Source organism: Microbacterium sp. GW821-FHT01D02, from assembly GCF_059422585.1.
The window spans coordinates 955839-977180 of sequence record NZ_JBWKXB010000002.1 but is presented as its reverse complement, the minus strand read 5'-3'; the positions used below and the strand labels follow the sequence as shown (position 1 = coordinate 977180).

Below are 21342 nucleotides of genomic sequence, written 5' to 3'. Positions count from 1 at the left end.
GAAGCTAAGCCTCACAGCGCCGATGGTACTGCAGGGGGGACCCTGTGGGAGAGTAGGACACCGCCGGACTCCTTTTAAACAAGAAAGCCACCCAATGCTGGGTGGCTTTCTTGCGTTGTGCTCGAGAAGAGCAAGAAGAGCCATCCCTCGCGGGGTGGCTCTTCTGCGTTAACGCGACCGTGGCTGCACGATTCAGCGCTTCAAGCGCGCCTCGAGCATCGCCGCGCACTCCTGAACAGCTGCAGCGATCAGCTCCTCATCCAGATCCCCACGGCCCCACGTCACCGCCACCGCAGCGACCGGCCAGCCGGCAGCATCGAGAACCGCGGCGCCCACACTGCGCAGGCCATCCGCGATCTCGCTGTTCTCCGTCGCATATCCTCGCGTCCGCACATCCTGGAGCAGCTCACGCAATTCGCGTGGCGTCCGGGGGCCGAGTCCCGTGCGATCGGGGAACGCGGACACATCCGGATAGAGCGCCCGCACCTGCTCCCGGGGGAGCGCGGCCAGCATCGCCCGTCCCGAGGCCGTCAGGTGCGCGGGAAGCCGCACGCCCACATCCGTCACCAGCGCCGGCCTCCGAGGCGCACGTTCCTCGACGATGTACAGCACGTCCCCGCCGCTCATCACCGCGAGGTGCGCGCTCTCCCCCAACCGGTCCGAGAGCGCCGCCACCAGAGGGCGGCCCCTTCGCGCCAGGGGCTGCTGGCGTGTGTACCCACCGGCGAGCTCGAAGGCAGAGGTGCCGAGTCCCCACCGTCTCTCCTCGCGCAGGTGAAGGACGAAGCCGTGAGCGGCCAGCGTCGTGAGCAGGTGATAGACCGTGGACCGCGGGAGCTCGAGCTCGCGCGCGATCGCCGACGCCGCCACGGGAGCGGGCCGCCCGGCGAGGTAGCTCAGAATGCGCAGGGTGTTCTCCGCGGCTGGGACCTGGGAGCTCTCACGCTTGTCTGGGATCACAGACACAGCATCGCACGAACGGGTGTCCGTGGCGAGACGTCGGGTGTGGAATCGAACCATGACCGAACTTGCCCCCGTGCTCGTCGGAGCGGCCCCGCTGTCTCCCGCCGATGTCGTCGCCGTCGTCCGTCACGATGCCCCGGTGCGGATCGACGCGGACGCGCTCGCACGCGTCGCCGACACCCGTCGCGTGATCGACGGCCTCGCCGCAGACCCGAACCCGCACTACGGTGTCTCCACCGGGTTCGGCGCCCTGGCGACCACCTTCATCGCCCCCGACCGCCGTCTCCAGCTGCAGGCCAGCCTCATCCGCTCGCACGCCGCGGGCACCGGCGCCGAGGTCGAGCGCGAGGTCGTCCGCGGCCTCCAGCTACTGCGCCTGCAGACCCTGGCCTCCGGACGCACCGGCGTGCGCCCGGTCGTCGTCGAGACCTACGCCGCCCTGCTCAACAAGGGCATCACCCCGGTCGTCCGCGAGTACGGATCGCTCGGCTGCTCCGGCGACCTGGCACCTCTCGCGCACATCGCCCTGGCTGCCATGGGCGAGGGCGAGGTCCGCGACGCCTCCGGCACGCTGCTCCCCGCCGCCGCGGCCCTCGCCGCCGCGGGCGTCGAGCCGCTCACCCTCGTTGAGAAGGAGGGCCTCGCGCTCATCAACGGCACCGACGGCATGCTCGGCATGCTGGTGCTCGCACTCCATGACCTCGAGACCCTCCTGCTCACCGCCGACCTCGCCACGGCGATGTCGGTCGAGTCCCAGCTCGGCACCGACGCCGTGTTCGCGGCCGACCTGATGGCGCTCCGCGCGCAGACCGGCCAGGCCGATTCCGCCGCCAACTTGCGCGCCTTCCTCGGCGACTCCCCCATGGTCGCGAGCCACAAGGGTCCAGATGACGGACGCGTGCAGGACGCCTATTCGCTGCGCTGCTCGCCCCAGGTGCACGGCGCCGCCCGCGACACGATGGCCCACGCGGCGCTGATCGCCGGCCGCGAGCTCGCCAGCGTGATCGACAACCCCGTCATCACGCTCGACGGCCGCATCGAGTCCAACGGCAACTTCCACGGCGCACCGGTCGCGGCGGTCCTGGACTTCCTCGCGATCTCGGTCGCCGACGTCGCCTCGGTCTCCGAGCGCCGCACGGACCGCGCGCTGGATCCGGCCCGCAGCCACGGACTCCCGCCGTTCTTGGCGGATGAGGTCGGCGTCGACTCCGGCCTCATGATCGCGCAGTACGCGGCCGCCGGGATCGTCTCCGAGCTCAAGCGCCTCGCGGTGCCGGCATCCGTCGACTCGATCCCGTCGTCTGCCATGCAGGAGGATCACGTGTCGATGGGATGGGCCGCCGCCCGCAAGCTGCGTCGCGCGATCGACGGCCTCGGCCGGGTGCTCGCGATCGAGATCCTCACCGGCGCTCGCGCCCTCGACCTGCGCGCTCCGCTGCAGGCCGGGCCCGCGACCGGAGCCGTGCGCGACTTGGTCCGCACCGTCGCGGCCGGCCCCGGCCCCGATCGCTTCCTCTCCCCGGAGATGGAAGCCGTCACCGCCCTCGTCCAGTCGGGCGACGTCGCCCGCATCGCAAAGGAGCACGCTCATGGCTGAGTCCACCGCATCCGACACCGCCGCATCCGGCACCGCAGCATCCGGCACCGCAGCATCCGACACCGCTGTATCCGGCACGACGCCGTCCGGACCGCGCGTCGTCCGGGCCGACCGCGGCAACCAGCGCACGGCCAAGAGCTGGGGTGCCGAAGCCGCGAAGCGGATGCTGATGAACAACCTCGACCCCGAGGTCGCCGAGCACCCCGAAGACCTGGTCGTCTACGGCGGAACCGGCAAGGCGGCCCGCAGCTGGGAGGCGTACGACGCGATCGTGCGGACCCTCGACGAACTCGAGCCGGATGAGACCCTGCTGGTGCAGTCGGGCAAGCCGGTCGGCGTCTTCCGCACGCACGAGTGGGCGCCGCGGGTGCTCATCGCCAACTCCAACCTGGTGGGGGACTGGGCGACCTGGCCGGAGTTCCGCAAGCTCGAAGAGCTCGGCCTCATCATGTACGGGCAGATGACCGCCGGTTCCTGGATCTACATCGGCACCCAGGGCATCCTGCAGGGAACGTACGAGACGTTCGCCGCCGTCGCCCGCTCGCTCGGCCGCGATTCGCTGCGCGGCACCCTCACCCTCACCGGTGGAGCCGGCGGGATGGGCGGCGCTCAGCCGCTCGCGGTGACCATGAACGACGGGGTGGTGCTGATCGTCGACGTCGACGAGTCGCGACTCACCCGGCGCGTGGAGCACGGCTACCTCGACGAGTACACGACCGACTTCGACGCCGCCGTCGCCCGCGTGCTCGCGGCGAAGGATGCGGGCGAGGCCCTCTCGGTCGGCGTCGTCGGCAACGCGGCCGAGGTCTTCCCCGAGCTGCTCCGCCGTGGCGTCCCGATCGACATCGTCACCGACCAGACCAGCGCCCACGACCCGCTCGCCTATCTCCCGCTCGGCACCGCGGTCGCCGACTGGAAGGCCGAGGCCGAGCGCGACCCCGAGGACTTCACACGGCGCTCGCGCGAGTCGATGGCCGCGCACGTGGCGGCGATGGTGGCGTTCCAGGATGCCGGGGCTGCGGTGTTCGACTACGGCAACTCCATCCGCGCCGAAGCACAGCTGGGCGGCTTCGACCGGGCATTCGCGTTCCCCGGGTTCGTGCCGGCGTACATCCGTCCGCAGTTCGAAGAGGGACGCGGACCGTTCCGCTGGGCGGCGCTCTCCGGCGACCCCGAGGACATCTACAAGACCGACCGCGCCATCGCCGAGCTCTTCCCCGAAGACGCGGCGCTGCACCGCTGGCTGGAGAAGGCCGCCGACAAGGTGCACTTCGAGGGGCTGCCCGCCCGCATCTGCTGGCTCGGCTACAAGGAGCGGCACCTCGCCGGCCTGAAGTTCAACGAGATGGTCGCCTCGGGAGAGCTCTCGGCCCCGATCGTGATCGGTCGCGACCACCTCGACTCCGGCTCCGTGGCCTCGCCCTACCGGGAGACCGAGGCGATGAAGGACGGCTCCGACGCGATCGCCGACTGGCCCCTGCTGAACGCCCTGCTGAACACGGCCTCCGGCGCGTCCTGGGTGTCGCTGCACCACGGCGGCGGCGTCGGCATCGGTCGCTCGATCCACGCCGGGCAGGTCACCGTCGCCGACGGCAGTGCCCTCGCAGCGGAGAAGCTGGAGCGTGTGCTGACCAACGACCCGGGTACCGGCGTGATGCGTCACGTCGACGCCGGATACGAGCACGCCCGCGAGGTCGCCCGCGAGCGCGGCCTCAAGGTGCCGATGCTCTGAGAGGCTCAGGACATGGCAACGCTGATCACGAACATCGCGGAACTGACCACCAACGTCGCCGTCGACGGTAACCGGACCGGAACCGTGCTGGACGCGGCCGTGCTGATCGAGGACGGACGGATCGCCTGGGTCGGGAGCTCCGCGGATGCTGCAGGCGTTTCGTCTCGCCCCGCTCGCTCGACGGACGAGCCACTCGAAGTCGTGGACGCCGGCGGCCGCGCCGTGATCCCCGGGTTCGTCGACAGCCACAGCCACCTCGTCTTCGCGGGCGACCGTGCCGCCGAGTTCGAGGCGCGCATGGCGGGGCAGAAGTACGCCGCGGGCGGCATCCGCTCCACCGTCGCCGCGACCCGGGCGGCGAGCGACGACGAACTGCGCGCACGACTGCGCGGCTTCCTCGACGAGATGCTCGCGCAGGGCACCACGACCGTCGAGATCAAGAGCGGCTACGGGCTGAGCGTCACCGACGAGGAGCGCCTGGTGCGTCTGGCCGCCGAGGTCACACCCGAGGTGACGTTCCTCGGCGCGCACGTGGTCCCCGCCGAGTACGCCGACCGTCCGGACGAGTACGTCGACCTGGTCGCCGGGCCCATGCTCGACGCCTGCGCTCCGCACGCGAAGTGGATCGACGTGTTCTGCGAGACCGGTGCCTTCACGGTCGCCCAGTCACGTCGAGTGCTGGAGGCCGGCATCGCACGCGGACTCGTCCCCCGCGTGCACGCCAGCCAGCTCGGCCCGGGCGAGGGCGTGCGTCTGGCGGTCGAGCTCGGCGCGGCATCCATCGACCACGGCACGTACCTGACGGATGCCGACATCGACGCGCTCGCCGGCTCCGACACCGTGCTCACCCTGCTGCCCGGTGTCGAGTTCTCGACGCGGCAGCCGTATCCGGACGCTCGTCGCCTGATCGATGCGGGCGTGACCGTGGCCCTGGCGTGCGACACGAACCCGGGGTCGAGCTTCACCTCGTCGATGCCGTTCTGCATCGCGGTCGCCGTGCGCGACATGGGGATGACCCCGGCCGAAGCCGTGTGGGCGGCGACCGCCGGTGGGGCGAAGGCGCTGCGACGCGACGACGTGGGCGTGATCGCGCCCGGGGCCCGGGCCGACCTCGTGCTGCTGGAGGCGCCGACGCGCATCCATCTCGCGTATCGGCCGGGAGTCCCGCTCGTGCGGCGGGTATGGAAAGACGGTGCCGCGGTCGGCTGACCACGACACCGCCCTCCAGGTGGGTGCGCCCGAATCAGGCGAGAGCCTGCGCGGTCACCACCGCCGCAGCCGCCGACCAGGCCTGCGGGCGGCAAGCAGCGGGATACGGCACGGGGCGTCCGCCCGGGATGCGGGTGTCGCCGGAGTGCAGTTCGGGGACGCGGTAGTGGAAGCCCTCGGCCACGTCGAGCAGCTGCCCGGCGATCGCCTGTGCGTCGTCCACGAGACCGGCCCGCAGCATGCCGTGCACGGCGATGGCGGTGTCATGCGTCCAGACGCTCCCGCCGTGATAGCTCAGCGGCCAGTAGCCCGCGGCGCCGGTGGACATGGTGCGGATGCCGTAGCCGCTCGACATGCTGTCCGCCGTGAGGAGCTCGGCGCACGCGCGCTCCTCCTCGGCGTCGAGGATGCCGGTGCCGAGGAGATGCCCGATGTTGCTGGTGAGCGTGTCGACCGCGGCACCATGGGCGTCGAGGGCGATCGCGGGGTAGTGCCCCTCCGTCGTCGTCACCCAGAACGCGTCGCGGAAGCGCGCGCGCAGGTCGGCGGCCCACGTGCGCAGCTCGTCGGCACCGGGCTCGTCGAGGGCGTCGAGCAGAGCCGCGCCGCGGACGGCGGCCTCATACGCGTAGGCCTGCACCTCGCTCAGCGCGATCGGGCCGTCGGCGAGATGTCCGTCGCGCCACTGGATCGAGTCGCCGGAGTCCTTCCAGCCCTGATTGGCGAGGCCGTGTCCGGACTCGTCCGCGTAGTCGATGAACCCGCTGCCCGAGGCGTCGCCGTGCTCGGTCATCCAGTTCAGGGCCGCACGGAGCGCGGGGAGGAACTCGCGCAGCTCGTCGGTCGAGAGAGCGGCGTCGTGCACGTCGGCGAGGAGGCAGACCCAGAGCGGCGTCGCGTCGACCGTGCCGTAGTACAGCGGCGGCAGGTGCACGCCCTCGTTCGGGAGGGACAGGGCTCCGCTGCGCAGCTCGTGCGGGATCTTGCCCGGAGCCTCGGCGGTGGTGGCGTCGTGCTTCGTGCCCTGGAGGCGAGCCAGTACGCGCAGGGTGGAGACGGCGATGCGGGGATCCACGTCCAGCGCGAGACGCGCCGCCCAGATCGAGTCGCGGCCGAACAGGGTGAAGAACCACGGAGCGCCCGCCGCGTAGAACGCGTCGTCGGGGTGGTCCGGGATCGCGAGGCGGAGGGCGGCGAGGTCGGCCGTCGCCTGCTGGAGCCAGCGCGCCGCCCGCGGATCGGCGGGAGCTTCGAGCTCCTCGGCCACGGGAGCCGCCGGGGAGGTGACCACGAGGGTGGGGTCGGTGAGCACGAGCGACCAGTCGACGGAGGCCGCGCCGTGCGGCGCCACCTCGACGTCCCATCGCAGGGTGAGCCGGTCCCCGTCGGACGACACGGACGCGCCCGGGGCGGTGAGCGTGAAGGCGGCCTCCCCGGCGCGGCAGGTGGTGCCGTCCCACTCCCAGACCGTCTCCGCGCTCATCCCGGCCTTCACCAGCTGCATGGGAGCGAAGTCGGGAGTGAGGTGCACGGTCAGGGCGATGCGCGCCGGACTTCCGAGGTGGCGGGCGAGCAGGATCCGCTCGGAGAACGCGCCGGGGGCGACCACGCGCTCACGGTCCAGGCGCACCTTCGGATCGGCCGACTCGTCGTCGAGGCCGCGGAGCACGTCGGTGAGGATCACCCGCTGCGGCGTCGGCGACGAGCACGCGATCGATTCCAAGGACGACCCGTCGACGAGCATCTCCACGGCGCGGATCTGTCGGACGTCACCGTGGTAGATCCCGTGGATCGGTGCGGTGCCCATGCGTCCGGCATCGTCCGCCCACACCTGGGTCGGTGCGTCGAACGCGATCACGGCGTCGGCCAGCAGCGGCTGGAGGGGAGGGGTGGGGGTCATTCCTTGACGGCTCCTTCTGTGGAATTCATGATGCGGCGCTGGAAGATGAAGAACATCACGGCGACGGGGATCGTCATGATGAGCGCGGCCGCCAGCTTGAGGGGGTACTGGGTGCCCTGGCTGAGGCCACCGCTGGCCAGCGAGGCGACGCCCTTGGTCAGGGTCGTCAGCGCGGGGTCGTTGGTCGAGACGATGAAGTGGCTGAGCTCGTTCCAGGAGCCCTGGAACGACAGGATCACGATGGTCACCAGCGCCGGCGTGGCCATCGGCAGCACCACGGACCAGAACAGCCGGAAGGTGCCGGCGCCGTCGATCCGAGCCTGCTCCTCCACCGATTCGGGGATCGACTCGAAGAAGTTCTTCATGATGAACACCCCGGCCGCGTCGACGAGCAGCGGCAGGATCATCCCGGCGTAGGAGTTGAAGATGCCGAGCTGGTTGATCACGAGGAACTTGGGGATCAGCAGCACCACGGTCGGCACCGACATCACGGCGACGAGCGCGGCGAAGACGACACCGCGACCGCGGAACCGGAGCCGGGCGAGCGCGTAGCCGGCGAGCGAGTTGAAGAACACGCGGCCGGCCGTGACGAAGACCGTCACGATCGCGCTGTTCACGAACCACGAGGGGAAGTCGGAGTTCCGGAACAGGCGCTCGTACGCCGCGAACGTCCACACATCCGGGATGAGCGTGATCCCGCTGGTCGCGGCATCCTCGTCGGTCTTGAAGCTCGTCGCGACCTGGATGAGGAACGGGTAGATGTAGATGATCGCGAGGACGATCAGCAGGGCGTAGAGCAGCACCTGCCAGGTCAGCTGCTTGCGGGAGAGCCGCCTCATGACGAGGCTCCCTTCGACGGCGACTGGTACGCGCGGATTCGGCGCTTCGAGACCGGGCGATCACGCAGCACCCAGCGCTGCACGAGCGTGAGGATGACGATGATGACGAAGAGGATGAACGCGATCGCCGCGCCCTGACCCCACTCCTGGTTCTGGAACGCGGTCTGGTAGGACAGGTAGGCGGGGGTGAGCGTGGTCTTGCTCGGCGCTCCCCGAGTTCCGGTGTAGATCTGGTCGAACACCTGCCAGCAGCCGATGAGGCCGAGTGTGAGCACGGTGAACAGGGTCGGGCGCAGCTGCGGGAGGGTGATGCGCCAGAACCGCTGCCAGCCCGTCGCGCCGTCCATCATGGCGGCCTCGTCGACGTCGGCGCCGAGGTTCTGCAGACCGGCGAGGAAGATGAGCATGAACGTGCCGGACGTGGTGAAGACGGCCATCATGATGTAGGCGCTCATCGCGACCGACGGTCCGGCGAGCCAATCCCACCAGGAGACGCCCAGCGCTCCACCCTGCGTGAGGGCTGCGGGGCCGGCGTCGGCGCCGACCGTGCTGAGGGCGAGGTGCAGGATGCCGCGGGGGTCGTTGAACCAGTTCGGGCCGTTGATGCCGAACCAGGAGAGCACGTCGTTGACGGCGCCGCTCGAGGTGAAGAGGAACATCCACAGCACGGTGATCGCGACGGTGCTGGTCACCGAGGGGAAGTAGTAGGCGGTGCGGAAGAATCCGCGGCCGCGGAGCATGGCGCGGTTCACGAGAACGGCCAGGAACAGGGCCAAGGCCGTCTGCAGAGGCACGACGAGCAGCACGTACCAGGCGTTGTTGCGCAGCGCGGTGCCGAAGTCCTTCGTCGCGAGACCGCCGTCGGTGAGGACGGCGGAGAAGTTGTCCGCTCCGACGAACGACACCGAGCCGGAGAGGGGGCTCCCGCGCCCTCCCCAGTCCGAGACGCTCACCCAGAGCGCCATCAGGACGGGGATGAGGAGGAAGACGCCGAGGATCACGATCACCGGCGCGGTGAACAGCCATCCGGCTGCCGCCTCGCCGCGGCGGAGCCCGGAGGCCCCACCGCGGCGAGGCGTTGCCTTGACCGCCATGGTTACTTGACGACCGCTTCGAGGTTCGACTGGACGGAGTCGAGGATCTGCTTCGGGTCGGTGCTCTTCAGCGACTCGAGCTGCGAGTTGAAGTCGGCGATCACGTCTGCGGATCCGGCCTGGTTCGGCGGGAACTGGGCGTAGTCGGCTCCGGCGAGGAACGGCTCGAGAGCCGCGTTCGCGGAGGTCCAGTCGTCAGCGGCGGACTTGACGGACGGCATGGGGCCGAACGCCTGGGAGAACGCGAGCTGGCTGTCGACGCTCGTCAGCGACTGGACGAGGTCGAGGGCGGCCTTCTGGTTGGGGCTGTCGGCGGCCATGCCCCAGCAGTTCGTGAACTGCAGGGTGCCCTTGCCGCCGGGGCCCTCGGGGAGCTCGGCGACGGTGTAGTCGACACTGCCGAAGTCGTTCGCCATGGCGCCGGTGATCCAGTTGCCCTCGATCACCATCGCGGCGGACTGCTTGCCGAGGGCTTCGCCGCCCCAGCCGGCGCCGACGTCCTTCGCGAACGCGAACGTGCCGTCGGCGAGGTGGCTCTTCACGTAGTCGAGTGCTTCGACGTTGGCGGGGTCGTCGGCGATGACCTTGCCGTCGCTGACGAGGCCGCCTCCCGCCTGCGCCATGAACACGCCGACGCGCTGGTACTCCGCGCCGAACGCCAGGCCGACGTGGTCGGCCGTCGTGAGCTTCTTCGCGACGGCGGCGAGGTCGTCCCAGCTCTTCGGCAGGTCGGCGTCCGTCAGGCCGGCGTCGGCCCACATCTTCGAGTTGATGATGAGGGCGAGGGTGGAGAAGTCCTTGGGCGCGCAGTAGAACGTGCCGTCGACGGTGAAGTTCTCGACGAGCGAGGGGTAGAAGTCGTCCTTGTTCTCGAGCTGATCCCCGTAGGCCTTCAGCGAGCCCTTGGCGGCGTACCCCGCCGCCTGGTCGGTGGACAGGTAGAAGAGGTCGGCGGGCGCTCCGGCCGCGAAGCCCTGCGAGAGCTCCTGGTCGAGGTTGCTGGCGACCTGGACGGTGACCTTGGTGCCGGAGTCGGCGGACCAGGCGTCGACCGCGGACTGCACGGCGGCCGTCTCCGCGTCGCCCGAGGAGCCGATCAGGACCGTGAGCGCGTCGTCGGAGGAGGTGAGCCCTTCCGCATCCGGCTTGTCCTCGTCGCCGGCGAAGCCGGAGCCGCACCCCGTGAGGACGAGCGTGCTGGCGAGCAGGACGGCTCCGGTGCCGAGGACTGCGCGAGTCGTGTGCCGGGTCATGGTCTCTCTCCTTTGATGAGGTGCTGCGGCGATGGCCGAGGGGGCTTCCCGCGAGGGTGTGGCAGGAATTTGAACGATCAAACTCTGCGTGGAATAGGCTAGGCGCGAGGTTCGGGACTGTCAAGCCCGGCCGGGAGCGAGGAGGTGTGATGGCGAAGGCCCCGACCGTCGAAGACGTCGCGGAGCGCGCGGGAGTCTCGCGCCAGACCGTCTCGAACGTGCTGAACACCCCCGACATCGTGCGGCCGGCGACCAGGGAGCGGGTGCTCACCGCGATCACCGAACTGGGCTACCGGCGCCATGCGGCCGCGCGACAGCTGCGACTGCGCCGCAGCTCCACGATCGGCATCCGCCTCGACCCCTACGTCGGCGGGATCTCGGGTGTCGTCCTCGACCGCTTCGTGCACGCGATCACCGAGCGCGCCAGCGAGCGCGGGATGCGCATGCTCGTCTACTCCGCCCGCACACGCGAGGAGGAGATCACGCGGCTGTCCGAGCTCTGGGAGGGCTCGGAGATCGACGCGGCCATCATCACCGGCACCTCGCGGGACGACCCCCGCGTGCGCAGCCTCGACCAGGACGGGCTGCCGTTCATCTCGTTCGGCCGCCCCTGGGGTGAGGACGACATCGCCGACCCGCGGCATCTCTGGGTCGACGTCGACGGAGCCGCGGGCACGCGCGCGGCCACCGCGCACGCGCTCACCCACGGCAGACGCGTGGCCTTCCTCGGCTGGCCGTCCGGCTCCGGAACAGGAGACGACCGGGAGCGCGGCTGGCGGGAGGCGATGGAGGCGGCCGGTGCGCCGGGTCTCCGGCTGACGGCGGAGGAGGGCGTGCGGCTCGCACGGGCCTGCATGGATGCCGCGCTCGCCGCGGGACCGGCTCCGGATGCGGTCGTCTGCGCCAGTGACTCGCTCGCCGTCGGCGCTCTGCTGTCCGTCGCGGCCGCCGGGCTCACGCTCCCGGTGATCGGCTTCGACAACACCCCGACGGCGGAGGCCCTGGGGTTCTCCAGCGTCGAGCAGCGCCCGGAGGATGTGGCGACGGCGATCCTCGAGCTCCTGATGGGTCCGACGGGCGAGATCGTCGCCCCGCGCACCCTGCAGGCAGGCTCCGCACATGCCCTGATCACCCCGGAGCTGGTCGTGCGCTGAGGCGCCGAAGAGCGCCGTGCCGACCGGTGCCCCTCCTACGCCGCGCGCCGCATCCGCAGGCCGAAGGCGATCCCGGCGAGCGCGATCACGACGATGCCGTATCCGACGCACACGGCTTCGAGTCCGACCACCCCGACCAGCGCTCCGGCGACGACGGCCGGCACCCCGAACGCCAGGTACGCCAGCAGGTAGATCACCGCGAAGGTGTCGGCCCGCTGGGTCGCCGGGATGCGCGGCGCCAGCGATGCCACCACTCCCGAGAACGCGGTGCCGAATCCCATGCCGGTCACGGCGGCGGCGACGAGGTAGAACGGCAGCGAGCCGAGGCCGAGCGCGATCAGCGACAGCAGGGTCCCGACGGCCAGCGCCGACGTGCCGAACAGCACCATCGACCGCGCCGCGATCTTCCGCAGCAGGAACGCGGTCACGGCTCCGACACCCGCGAGCAGCACGACGCCGAGCCCCTGCCACACGTGCGCCTCGCCGCCGAGCTCACCGCGCACGATGTTGGCGCCGAGGGACAGGAACAGTCCGCCCGTCGCCCACCCCGCGATCACGGCCGGTGCACCCCGCCAGAAGTCGGCCCGGATCGCGGACGGGATCGACAGGCGGAAGCTCAGCGACGCCCAGACCCCGGGCTTGCGCGGAGCGGTCTCGGGGATGAGGAAGAACAGCGCCGCGAGCACGATGTACGCCGAGCTCAGCGGGGCGAACACGTCGAGCAGGGCCTCGCCGCTGACGTCGAGCATCACGCCCGAGACGAGCGCCCCGAGCGCGAGCCCGATCCCCGGGCTGAGCGCGTTCCACAGGGCCGCGACCCCCGCACGGCCGCCCGGGGCGAAGTCGAGCACGGTCGCCGACAGTGCCGAGATGAGCAGACCGCTCGCGATGCCCTGGAGGATGCGGGCGAGGAACAGCATCGCCACGGCATCCGCGTGCCAGAACAGGAACATGCTCCCCGCCAGCAGCAGGAGCCCGGCGATCACGACCGGACGCCGGCCGACGTGGTCCGAGAGGGAGCCCGCCGTGAGGAGCGTGAGCAGCAGGGCGACGGCATAGACCGCGAACACGGCGCTGATCACGATCGCATCGAAGCCGATGTCCTGCGCGAGCACCGGGTAGAACGGCGACGGCGCGCTCGCCCCGACCATCATCAGGATCTGCGCGACGATCGCCAGCGCGAACCCGAACCGGGTGCGCGGCGCGGCGCCGGACGAAGCGCGTTCGACGACCGACGGGCGGACGATCGGCTCGGTGGTGGTCATGGCGACTCCTCATAGAGTTCGAGAATCATCGAACTATCGGAGCGTACTCGCCATTCGTCGATTGTTCAACTATTCTCGAACCATGCCCGGCGATCTTCCTCACCCGGAGCGCTCCGAGATCCAGCTCACGGACGTGCTCTTCGCGCTCAGCGACCCCGAGCGCCTCGCCATCACGCGCCAGCTCGCCGACGGCCCGCTCGACATGGCCGCCTGCCACGCCACCGATCCGAACCTGCCGAAGTCGACCAAGTCGCACTTCATGAAGGTGCTGCGCGAGGCCGGCGTCATCCGCAACGAGCCCCACGGCCGCCGACGGATGCTGACGCTGCGGCGCGAGGATCTGGACGCGCTCTTCCCCGGGCTGCTGGATTCGGTGCTGCGCGGCTGATCATCGGGCGAGATCGATCTGACAAGAGATCGTCGTCCTTGCTGAACATTTCCTTGTAGTTCAGTTCCTCCTGCTTGTCGCATCGCTCTGGGATTTGTCGCGGATACCGTGAGGGGCGGATACTTCTGGCATCCGCGCCGCCCCCATCCGGCCCGGGGAATCGACATGCAGCCCGCCTCTTCGCTCGCGCCAGGTACGACCATCGCCATCGTCGGCGCCGGTCGTCTCGGCCGCGTGCTCGCGCGGACCCTCCGAGGGGTGGGGTTCGATGTGCTCGGACCGCTCCGGCGCGATCAGTCGATGCCGACCGTCGACATCGCGCTGCTCTGCGTCCCCGACACTGCGATCGCCGCCGTGGCCTTCGTCGCCCGACCGCACGCCCGTCTCGTCGGTCACGTCTCCGGTGCCACCCCGCTCACCCACGTCGACTTCAGCCTCCACCCACTGCAGACCTTCACCGGTACGGAGACGCCGGACGTGTTCCAGGGCATCGGCGCCGCGGTCGACGGCCGCACCGACGACGCCCTCCTCCTGGCGGAGCAGCTCGCGCGAGCGGTCGGAGCCGAGCCGTTCCGCATCGACGACGCGCACCGGGCGAGCTATCACGCCGCGGCGTCCTTCGCCTCGAACTTCACGCTCACCGTGCTGGATGCGGCGGAGCGGCTCGCTTCGGCCGCGGGCATCCCGAGCACCGACGCGCGCGAGCGGCTGGCCCCGCTCATCCGGCAGACCGTGGAGAACTGGTCGGCGAGCGGCGCGGCATCCGTCCTCACCGGTCCCATCGCGCGCGGTGATGAGGAGACGGTCGCGCGACAGCGGGAGGCGGCCCGCGAGATCGATCTCGACGTGCTGTTCGACGCGCTCGCGACCGCCACCCGGGAGATCGCGGCGCGCTCGGCGGATGAGGGCACTCCTGCCGCAGAGGGCTCCGGCGCGTCCGCGGAGAAGAAGGAGCGACCGGCATGAGGATCCTCCGCACGATCGCAGACGTCCGAGCCGCGGTGCGCGACGCCCGCAGCGCCGGCGGGACGGTGGGCCTCGTCCCCACGATGGGCGCGTTCCACGACGGCCACCTCTCCCTCATGCGCGCGGCGCGTGCGGCATCCGACCTCGTCGTGGTCTCGCTCTTCGTCAACCCGACCCAGTTCGGCGCGAACGAAGACCTCAGTGCATACCCTCGCGACGAGGCCCGCGATGCGGCGCTCGCCGAGGCCGAGGGCGTCGACATCCTGTTCGCCCCGGAGCCGTCGGAGATCTACCCGGACGGGTTCGCGACGAACGTCCACGTCGCGGGCCTCACCGACGTGCTCGACGGCGCGAGCCGGGGCGCGCACCACTTCGACGGCGTGGCCACCGTCGTCACGAAGATGTTCGGGATCGTCCGACCGGACACCGCGTACTTCGGGCAGAAGGATGCGCAGCAGATCCTGGTGGTGCGCCGCGTCGTGAGCGACCTCGACCTCGATGTGCGCATCGTCCCCTGCCCGATCGTGCGGGAGGCCGACGGGCTCGCCATGAGCTCGCGCAACGTCTACCTCGACCCTGCCGCCCGCGCGCAGGCGACCGCGCTCAACCGTGCTCTCGACGCCGGGGCGGCGGCCTTCGAGGCGGGGGATCGCGACGCCGGAAGCATCCTCTCCGCCGCGCGCGACGTGCTCGGCGACGCGGCGATCGATCCCGAATACCTCGAACTCCGTGATGCCGAGACGCTGCGTCCCTTCGCCCGTGTCGATCGGGATGCGCTGCTCGCCGTCGCGGCACACGTGGGGGCCGCCCGACTGATCGACAACCACCTCCTGCGCGTCGCCGACGCCCCGACCCCCACCGATACGGAGGCCAGCGCATGAGCGCTCACACCGCTCCTCGTAAGCGCGTCACGCTGGCCGGCCTCGCCGCGCTGAAGCAGGCTCGCGAGCCCATCGTCATGGTCACCGCCTATGACCACCCGAGCGCGCAGATCGTCGAGGCGGCGGGGGTGGACGTGGTGCTCGTCGGCGACTCCGCCGCGATGACCGTCCTCGGCTATGAGAGCACGGTACCGGTCACGGTCGACGAGATGCTCATGCTGACGAAGGCCGTGCGCCGCGGGCTGTCGGCTCCGCTGCTCGTGGGCGACCTGCCCTTCGGGTCGTACGAGGCCTCGGACGCGCTCGCCATCGCCACCGCGCAGCGCTTCATCAAGGAGGCGGGCTGCGACCTCGTGAAGATCGAGCGCGGCGGCACGACCGTCGACCGCGCCCGGGCGCTCGTGCAGGCGGGCATCCCCGTCGTGGGGCACGTCGGCCTCACCCCGCAGACCGCCACGGCGCTCGGGGGCTATCGAGCACAGGGCCGCAACGCCGAGGCCGCCCTCGCCGTGATCGACGACGCCCTCGCGCTGCAGGCGGCCGGGTGCTCGATGCTTGTGATCGAGGCCGTGCCGTCGGAGGTGACCGCCGCGCTCGCGCCGCTCCTCGACATCCCCATGATCGGCATCGGTGCCGGCGCAGATGCCGACGGGCAGGTGCTCGTGTTCCACGACCTGCTCGGCCTGTACGACGGTGGTGCAGCCAAGTTCGTCAAGCGCTACGCCGAGCTGCGCCGTGCCGCGATCACGGGTGTCGAAGCGTATGCCGCGGAAGTGCGCGAGCGAGCGTATCCCGCGGCTCAGCACGGGTATGCGATGGCCGCGGGGGAGGCTGCGCGGTTGCGGGAGCTGCTGGCGCGGCGGTGAGGTGCGGTGAGATCTCCTGCACCGAATGCCGGCGCGACGAGTTCTGGACAGGTCGCGGTTTCGTGGTCCGGGGGCCGGTCGGCGGCCGTTTAGCGTTGCGCGGATGAACCTCGCACAGCACGTCCGCGTCACCCAGACCCTCCATGTCCAGCTGTCGGTGGCGGATGAGCCCGCGCTCACCCGGATCATCGGAGTGCCGGCCGATGCCCCGTCCTACTGGATCGTCGAGGCCTATCAGCTCAGCCTCGGGATCGAGCCCGAGGCCCCGGAGCTCGATGACATGGACGACCCCTGGCCGCTGATCGACCTCACGTCGTGGAGAGCGCGGCCGCAGTGCATCTCGATACCGGGGATCGCCGCCTCCATCGAGGTGGTGGTCACCGGGCCGTTCATCGCGCGGATGGGCGAGCCGCGGGTCACCGTCGTCACGGACGGAGGTGATGGCGGAAGCGCTGGCGGAGACGCGGGCGCCGGGCGTGAGGAGGATGCCGGGGCGCGTCCGGCGGCGGGTTCGCCTGACGACCGGGCCTCCGTCGTCGGGTGGCAGACGGAGCGGCCGGCGTTCCACGCCGAGCACGTGGCGTTCGAGCTCGCGCAGCGATTCGGCCTGGTCCAGCCGCAGTTCTCGCCCGAGGTGAACGGCGACCTCGTCTCCGGCCTGCGCGCATCCTCGCCGATCGCCGTGCTGTGCGAGTCGCTGCCTCCGGTCCGTCGGCTCGCTCTTCTCGCGCACCTTGAGGCGTCTCGGGTCCTCGAGCCGACGCCCATCGACGCGGCGACCGCGGAGCGAGCCACCGCCGGCCTACGGGCACTCGTCGCACGGATCGGCCCGGACGGCGTCGAGCAGGACCCGACGGACGGCTGGCTGCCCCGCGACGTCGTGCGCGACGCCGTCGACAGCCTGGAGTGGGCGCGCGACCCGGGATCGCAGTGTGCCGAACCCGCGGAGGCGATCATCGCGTTCGCTCGACGTGTGAAGGCGATCCGGCGGCTGCGAGGACGCGTCGTGGTGACGAACCTCGGGCGGTCTCTGGGTACTGGCGAGCTTCGGGCGTTCCCTCGCATCGTCGACGCCGTCGGAAGCGCCGGTCAGGAGGGCCCCTTCGTCTCCGGTCGGCCGCGAGAGGTCACCCTCGCCCTGCTCGCCCTCGCCGACGGGACGGCGGAGACCTTCGACGACCTGGCCGGAGCCGTGGAGCTCGGTGAGGCCGCGATCGCCCTGGTGCCCGGCGGCACGTGGCGGTACTCCGAATCGTCGACGCGGTCGTACCGGGATCATGCCCGCGGGCCGGAGGATCCGAACGCCGTGCAGCGCCTGGTGGACGGTCTGTGCGCACTCTCCTCACCGGGCGCGTACGGCGAGATCACGCCGGAGATCCGTGCCGTCGCCCGCGCGGCTCTGCGGTGACCGGCGTGGGCGCGGGAGGTCAGGCGGTCGCGGTGTTCGAGTCCGGCCCATCCGGCTCCCACCGCAGCAGGTCGCCCGGCTGGCACTCCAGCACCGCGCACAGAGCGTCGAGGGTGGTGAAGCGGACCGCCTTGGCCCGACCGTTCTTGAGCACGGCGAGGTTCGTCGGCGTGATGCCGATCCGCTCGGCCAGCTCCCCGACACTCATCTTCCTGCGTGCCATCATCACGTCGATGTCGACCACGACCGGCATCAGATCACCTCGTTGTCGAGCTCGGAGCGCAGGGAGCGCGCCTCGGCGTCGCGATCGATCGCCTGCCGCAGCAGGGCCTTCATCACGACGACGAGCAGCGCCATCCCGGCGAGCACCACTCCGGCACCACCGATCAGCGCCACCATCCCCGGTGCGGTCGTCCCCGGCGCGAGGATCGCGGCCAGGACCCACGTGAGAGCGGCGGCCACGAGGATCGCGCCGATGATCACGTCCACGTACCGGAACGACGACTCCGAGAAGATCGACCCGCGCCGCACCTTGGTCAACAGCATCCACACGCACACACCGAACACCTGCAGCGTGCCGACACCCAGGACGACGATCGACACCAGGACGATCCGCCCCCACAGCTCGTCGTCGGCGAGGTCCAGCCACAGCAGCGGCACGATCAGTGCCTGCACCACCAGCGAACCGAGCAGCGCGATCGCGATCACGATGCGCAGCACGACGATCGTCGCCTTGCCCATGGCTCCACCTTTCATCGAAGAACAACAGGAATCTATCGTTATTCGTTCGATCAGGCAAGACGGATCAGTGGCGCCGGAGGGCACCGCGGAGTCGACGGACGGTGCGTCCGGCGAAGTCCTTCACGCGTCCGCCGGGCCATTCGCGGCGCAGCTCGACCGTCCCGTCGTCGCCCACCAGGACGTGGCAGGTGCGCCCGGCGAGGAAGGGGGAGCGCGCGGCTCGGGCGAGGGCTGCGGGGTCGGCCTCGAGCGGAGCCTCGAAGGTCCAGCCCGCACGATGGACCTTCACCGCGAGAGTTCCGCCGCGGGACTCGTCGCTCGCGTCGAAAGCCTTCAGGGGGTCGACCGCGACGGCGACTTTGCTGAGGTCGCGCAGGCACCGACCGCCGACGTAGCGCTCGCCGCCGGAGACGGTGGTGGGGGAGGCACCCGCGCGGGTCGTGTCCTCGCGGAGGAAGACGTCGACGCGGTCCTCGCGGAGCTCGCGGTCGACGACCAGGAGGCCGTCGGGCAGGCCGTCGAGCGACGACAGGGGCAGCGACGTCAGGCGGGTGGACTTCTTCCTGCCGGCGCTCTTGGCCGCGCTCTTGCCTCCGTCCGACGTCGCGCCGGAGTCCGGGCTCGGAGAGGCGACGCGCGACTCGAACACCAGCGCGTCCTCGCCGTCCCGTGTGAGGGTCACGCGGAGCGTGAGGTGCAGTCCGCCTCCCCGGGACCAGCTGGCAGCGGTCACGACGGCGCGGCAGTCGACCTCGGTCTCGAACTGCGCCAGGCGGAGGAGGTCGTCACGGCGGCCGGCTCGAAGCAGCGCGGCCCGGATCCGGTTCGGGAACCCGAGGCCGGCGTCCACGCCCGGTCCGAACCGGCGCTGGACGAGCGGCGTGACCACGTCGAGGAGCCGGTCGCGATACTCGGCCGGATACCGCACCATCTGGCGCCCGGTCACGCGCTTCAGGATCTTCCCGCGGAACCAGTGGCGGAGCAGGCGATCACGCAACCGCCCCGGTTCGGTGTGGGCCTCGACGACATCGAGCACCGTCTCCAGGTGCGGGAAGTAGGTCTCCGGATCGATGCGCGACGAACTCGCACTGCCCGGCTGCTTGATCCAGGCGTAACAGGGTTCGCTCGCCAGGATCGAGATGGTCGACGCCGCGAAGTACGCCTGCATCACGAACAGGTGGTCCTCGAGACGCACCTTCCCCTCGGGGAAGCGGATGCCGTTCTCGCGGAGGAATGCCGTGCGGAACATCTTGTGCGGGGTGAGCATCTCGAGCAGCGGGTCGGTCCCGAGGGTCGCGTGAGGGACGTCCTTGCGGAAGATCCGAGCGGGGAGGCGTCGGCCGATCCCCACCTCCTTGCCCACGATCACGTCGGAGCCGTTCGCGTCGGCGTAATCGCACAGCTTCTCGAGCGCGCCCGGGAACAGGCGGTCGTCCTGGTCGACGAACTGCACATAGGTCCCGCGAGCGGCGTCGACCCCGTGGTTGCGAGGCATGCCCGGCCACCCGGAGTGCTCGAGCGACAGCACGCGCACGTTCGGCCGGGTGCGAGCGACCTCCGCCAGGCGTGCGCCGGTCGGCTCGCCGGAGCCGTCATCGCAGAGGAGCACCTCGAACGCGGACGGATCGAGGGTCTGCTGATCCAGGGAGGCGATGAGGTCGTCGAACGACGGGCCGGGCCGGAACACCGGGACGACCACGCTCACGCGGATGGGGCCGGACCTGCTCGCACTGCTCGCGGGGGCGGGACCCTCTGCAGGCGTGTTCTGCGACGACGTGTTCTCTGGCATTCGGCCCCCCGGCACTGTGCGCTCCGACAATCCGTCGAGCTAAACACGACTTCCTGTGTGGGGCACCAGGGTTGCGCATCCGCCCGGGCGTGTGCAGGTGGCGGGCGCAGAGAACCCGAGGTGCACAGCGCGGGCGGAAGGAGGAGCGACCGGTCGCGGATCCGCTCGGAGCTCAGGAGGCGACGCGACGCGAATGGAGGTCTGCGGCGTGTGGGCCGACCTCTGCCCACACAGCGTCCAGCGAGAGGTCGAGGATGTCGGCGATCGCGGCGATCGTCGAGAAGGCGGGAGTGGCCACGCGGCCCGACTCGATCTTCCGCAGAGTCTCGGGGGAGATGCCGGCGTCGAGTGCGACGCTCAGCATCGACCGCTCGCCGCGGGCCTGGCGAAGCAGTGTTCCGAGTCGCTCGCCGCGCTCGATCTCGGCGGGAGTGAGCGGCATCCGAACCATCATGCGCCCATTCTAATACCGGGATAGTATTACCGGGATAGTTATTGGTCGGAATGGAAGAAGCCCATGATCGAGATCCTGAACACCGACGAGCTCGCCCGAGCGAGGGCGACCGGCGCACTCGTCGGCGACATCCTCCACGCGCTGAAGCAGCGCGCCGAGGTCGGCGTGAACCTGCTCGATCTCGACCGATGGACGCGGAAGATGATCGAGGATGCCGGCGCCGAGTCCTGCTACGTCGACTACGCGCCGTCGTTCGGCCGCGGCCCCTTCGGGCACTACGTCTGCACGGCCGTGAACGATGCCGTGCTGCACGGCATGCCGCACGACTACCGGCTCGCGGACGGCGACCTGCTCACCCTCGACCTCGCGATCACCCTGCGCGGCGTCTCCGCTGACGCGGCCATCAGCTTCGTCGTCGGTGAGGCCGCCGCGCCGGACGACCTCGCCATGATCGCGGCCACCGAGCGGGCGCTCGCCGCGGGCATCGCGGCGGCGCGCCCCGGAGCCCGCATCGGCGACCTGTCGCACGCGATCGGATCGGTGCTCGACGACGCCGGGTATCCGATCAACCTCGAGTTCGGCGGTCACGGCATCGGCTCGACCATGCACCAGGATCCCCACGTCGCGAACGACGGACGCCCGGGCCGCGGCTACAAGCTGCGACCGGGCCTCCTGCTCGCACTCGAGCCCTGGGTCATGGCCGACACGGATGAGCTCCGCACCGATGACGACGGCTGGACCCTGCGCAGCGCGACCGGATGCCGCACCGCCCACAGCGAGCACACGATCGCGATCACCGAGGACGGGGCCGAGATCCTCACACTGCCGACACGTGCCGGATGA

20 protein-coding genes and 1 rRNA gene are annotated in these 21342 nt (G+C 70.7%); 11 read left to right on the top strand and 10 right to left on the bottom strand.

Annotated features, from left to right (window positions below):
* A 5S ribosomal RNA gene (rrf, locus tag AC07VM_RS13455) occupies positions 1 to 69 on the top strand; the annotation flags it as partial.
* Positions 70 to 192: 123 nt separating this feature from the next.
* Here rrf and AC07VM_RS13450 read toward each other — a convergent pair.
* Positions 193 to 966: an IclR family transcriptional regulator gene (locus tag AC07VM_RS13450; protein WP_416383330.1), complete on the bottom strand. Its 774-nt coding sequence runs from the start codon at positions 964 to 966 to the stop codon at positions 193 to 195.
* 52 nt (positions 967 to 1018) lie between these two features.
* On the opposite strand from AC07VM_RS13450, the gene hutH reads away from it, so the two are divergent.
* From hutH to hutI, 3 genes are read left to right on the top strand one after another with little or no spacing between them, the layout of a single operon-like run.
* On the top strand, positions 1019 to 2560 hold the full coding sequence (hutH, locus tag AC07VM_RS13445) for a histidine ammonia-lyase (RefSeq protein WP_494911687.1): 1542 nt from the start codon (positions 1019 to 1021) through the stop codon (positions 2558 to 2560).
* On the top strand, positions 2553 to 4292 hold the full coding sequence (gene hutU / locus AC07VM_RS13440; protein WP_494911686.1) for a urocanate hydratase: 1740 nt from the start codon (positions 2553 to 2555) through the stop codon (positions 4290 to 4292). The genes hutH and hutU overlap by 8 nt, the downstream gene beginning before the upstream one ends.
* 12 nt (positions 4293 to 4304) lie before the next feature.
* Positions 4305 to 5501 carry an imidazolonepropionase gene (gene hutI / locus AC07VM_RS13435; RefSeq protein ID WP_494911685.1) on the top strand — a complete coding sequence of 399 codons (1197 nt, stop codon included), beginning with the start codon at positions 4305 to 4307 and terminating at the stop codon, positions 5499 to 5501.
* A 34-nt stretch (positions 5502 to 5535) separates the two neighbouring features.
* Here the strand turns inward: hutI and AC07VM_RS13430 are convergent, their stop codons facing one another.
* From AC07VM_RS13430 to AC07VM_RS13415, 4 genes are read right to left on the bottom strand one after another with little or no spacing between them, the layout of a single operon-like run.
* Positions 5536 to 7401, bottom strand: a complete 1866-nt coding sequence (locus tag AC07VM_RS13430; RefSeq protein ID WP_494911684.1) for a glycogen debranching N-terminal domain-containing protein — start codon at positions 7399 to 7401, stop codon at positions 5536 to 5538.
* Positions 7398 to 8240 (bottom strand): carbohydrate ABC transporter permease, encoded by an 843-nt coding sequence (locus AC07VM_RS13425; RefSeq protein ID WP_267416877.1) that lies wholly within the window; start codon positions 8238 to 8240, stop codon positions 7398 to 7400. The genes AC07VM_RS13430 and AC07VM_RS13425 overlap by 4 nt, the downstream gene beginning before the upstream one ends.
* Positions 8237 to 9334 (bottom strand): carbohydrate ABC transporter permease, encoded by a 1098-nt coding sequence (locus tag AC07VM_RS13420; RefSeq protein ID WP_494911682.1) that lies wholly within the window; start codon positions 9332 to 9334, stop codon positions 8237 to 8239. The genes AC07VM_RS13425 and AC07VM_RS13420 overlap by 4 nt, the downstream gene beginning before the upstream one ends.
* A 2-nt stretch (positions 9335 to 9336) precedes the next feature.
* Entirely contained in the window at positions 9337 to 10587 is a 1251-nt protein-coding gene (locus AC07VM_RS13415) for a sugar ABC transporter substrate-binding protein (RefSeq protein ID WP_494911681.1), read from the bottom strand.
* Positions 10588 to 10736: 149 nt separating this feature from the next.
* Between AC07VM_RS13415 and AC07VM_RS13410 the strand changes: the two genes are divergently transcribed.
* On the top strand, positions 10737 to 11741 hold the full coding sequence (locus AC07VM_RS13410) for a LacI family DNA-binding transcriptional regulator (RefSeq protein ID WP_494911680.1): 1005 nt from the start codon (positions 10737 to 10739) through the stop codon (positions 11739 to 11741).
* 35 nt (positions 11742 to 11776) lie between these two features.
* Here AC07VM_RS13410 and AC07VM_RS13405 read toward each other — a convergent pair whose 3' ends face one another.
* Positions 11777 to 13006 carry an MFS transporter gene (locus AC07VM_RS13405; RefSeq protein WP_494911679.1) on the bottom strand — a complete coding sequence of 410 codons (1230 nt, stop codon included), beginning with the start codon at positions 13004 to 13006 and terminating at the stop codon, positions 11777 to 11779.
* An 82-nt stretch (positions 13007 to 13088) separates the two neighbouring features.
* Here AC07VM_RS13405 and AC07VM_RS13400 point away from each other — a divergent pair, with 82 nt between their 5' ends.
* The 5 genes from AC07VM_RS13400 to AC07VM_RS13380 all read left to right on the top strand — a co-directional run bounded on the left by AC07VM_RS13400 (position 13089) and on the right by AC07VM_RS13380 (position 17515).
* Entirely contained in the window at positions 13089 to 13394 is a 306-nt protein-coding gene (locus tag AC07VM_RS13400) for an ArsR/SmtB family transcription factor (RefSeq protein WP_494911677.1), read from the top strand.
* Between the two features lie 165 nt (positions 13395 to 13559).
* A complete protein-coding gene (locus AC07VM_RS13395; protein ID WP_494911676.1) occupies positions 13560 to 14360 on the top strand; it encodes a DUF2520 domain-containing protein in 801 nt (266 codons plus the stop codon).
* Complete coding sequence (panC, locus tag AC07VM_RS13390; protein ID WP_494911675.1) at positions 14357 to 15241, top strand: pantoate--beta-alanine ligase; 885 nt, start codon at positions 14357 to 14359, stop codon at positions 15239 to 15241. The genes AC07VM_RS13395 and panC overlap by 4 nt, the downstream gene beginning before the upstream one ends.
* Complete coding sequence (gene panB / locus AC07VM_RS13385; protein WP_494911674.1) at positions 15238 to 16107, top strand: 3-methyl-2-oxobutanoate hydroxymethyltransferase; 870 nt, start codon at positions 15238 to 15240, stop codon at positions 16105 to 16107. The genes panC and panB overlap by 4 nt, the downstream gene beginning before the upstream one ends.
* A gap of 103 nt (positions 16108 to 16210) precedes the next feature.
* A complete protein-coding gene (locus AC07VM_RS13380) occupies positions 16211 to 17515 on the top strand; it encodes a hypothetical protein (RefSeq protein ID WP_494911673.1) in 1305 nt (434 codons plus the stop codon).
* A 19-nt stretch (positions 17516 to 17534) separates the two neighbouring features.
* Here AC07VM_RS13380 and AC07VM_RS13375 read toward each other — a convergent pair whose 3' ends face one another.
* The 4 genes from AC07VM_RS13375 to AC07VM_RS13360 all read right to left on the bottom strand — a co-directional run bounded on the left by AC07VM_RS13375 (position 17535) and on the right by AC07VM_RS13360 (position 20496).
* Complete coding sequence (locus AC07VM_RS13375) at positions 17535 to 17768, bottom strand: helix-turn-helix domain-containing protein (RefSeq protein ID WP_494911672.1); 234 nt, start codon at positions 17766 to 17768, stop codon at positions 17535 to 17537.
* The gene (locus tag AC07VM_RS13370; protein WP_267416888.1) at positions 17768 to 18256 is read right to left on the bottom strand and encodes a DUF2975 domain-containing protein; all 489 of its coding nucleotides are present in this window, start codon (positions 18254 to 18256) and stop codon (positions 17768 to 17770) included. Before AC07VM_RS13370 ends, AC07VM_RS13375 begins: the two co-directional genes overlap by 1 nt.
* 64 nt (positions 18257 to 18320) lie before the next feature.
* Complete coding sequence (locus tag AC07VM_RS13365) at positions 18321 to 20045, bottom strand: glycosyltransferase family 2 protein (protein WP_494911670.1); 1725 nt, start codon at positions 20043 to 20045, stop codon at positions 18321 to 18323.
* A gap of 172 nt (positions 20046 to 20217) precedes the next feature.
* A complete protein-coding gene (locus AC07VM_RS13360) occupies positions 20218 to 20496 on the bottom strand; it encodes a helix-turn-helix transcriptional regulator (protein ID WP_267418503.1) in 279 nt (92 codons plus the stop codon).
* A gap of 66 nt (positions 20497 to 20562) precedes the next feature.
* On the opposite strand from AC07VM_RS13360, the gene map reads away from it, so the two are divergent.
* Positions 20563 to 21342 carry a type I methionyl aminopeptidase gene (gene map, locus AC07VM_RS13355; protein WP_494911668.1) on the top strand — a complete coding sequence of 260 codons (780 nt, stop codon included), beginning with the start codon at positions 20563 to 20565 and terminating at the stop codon, positions 21340 to 21342.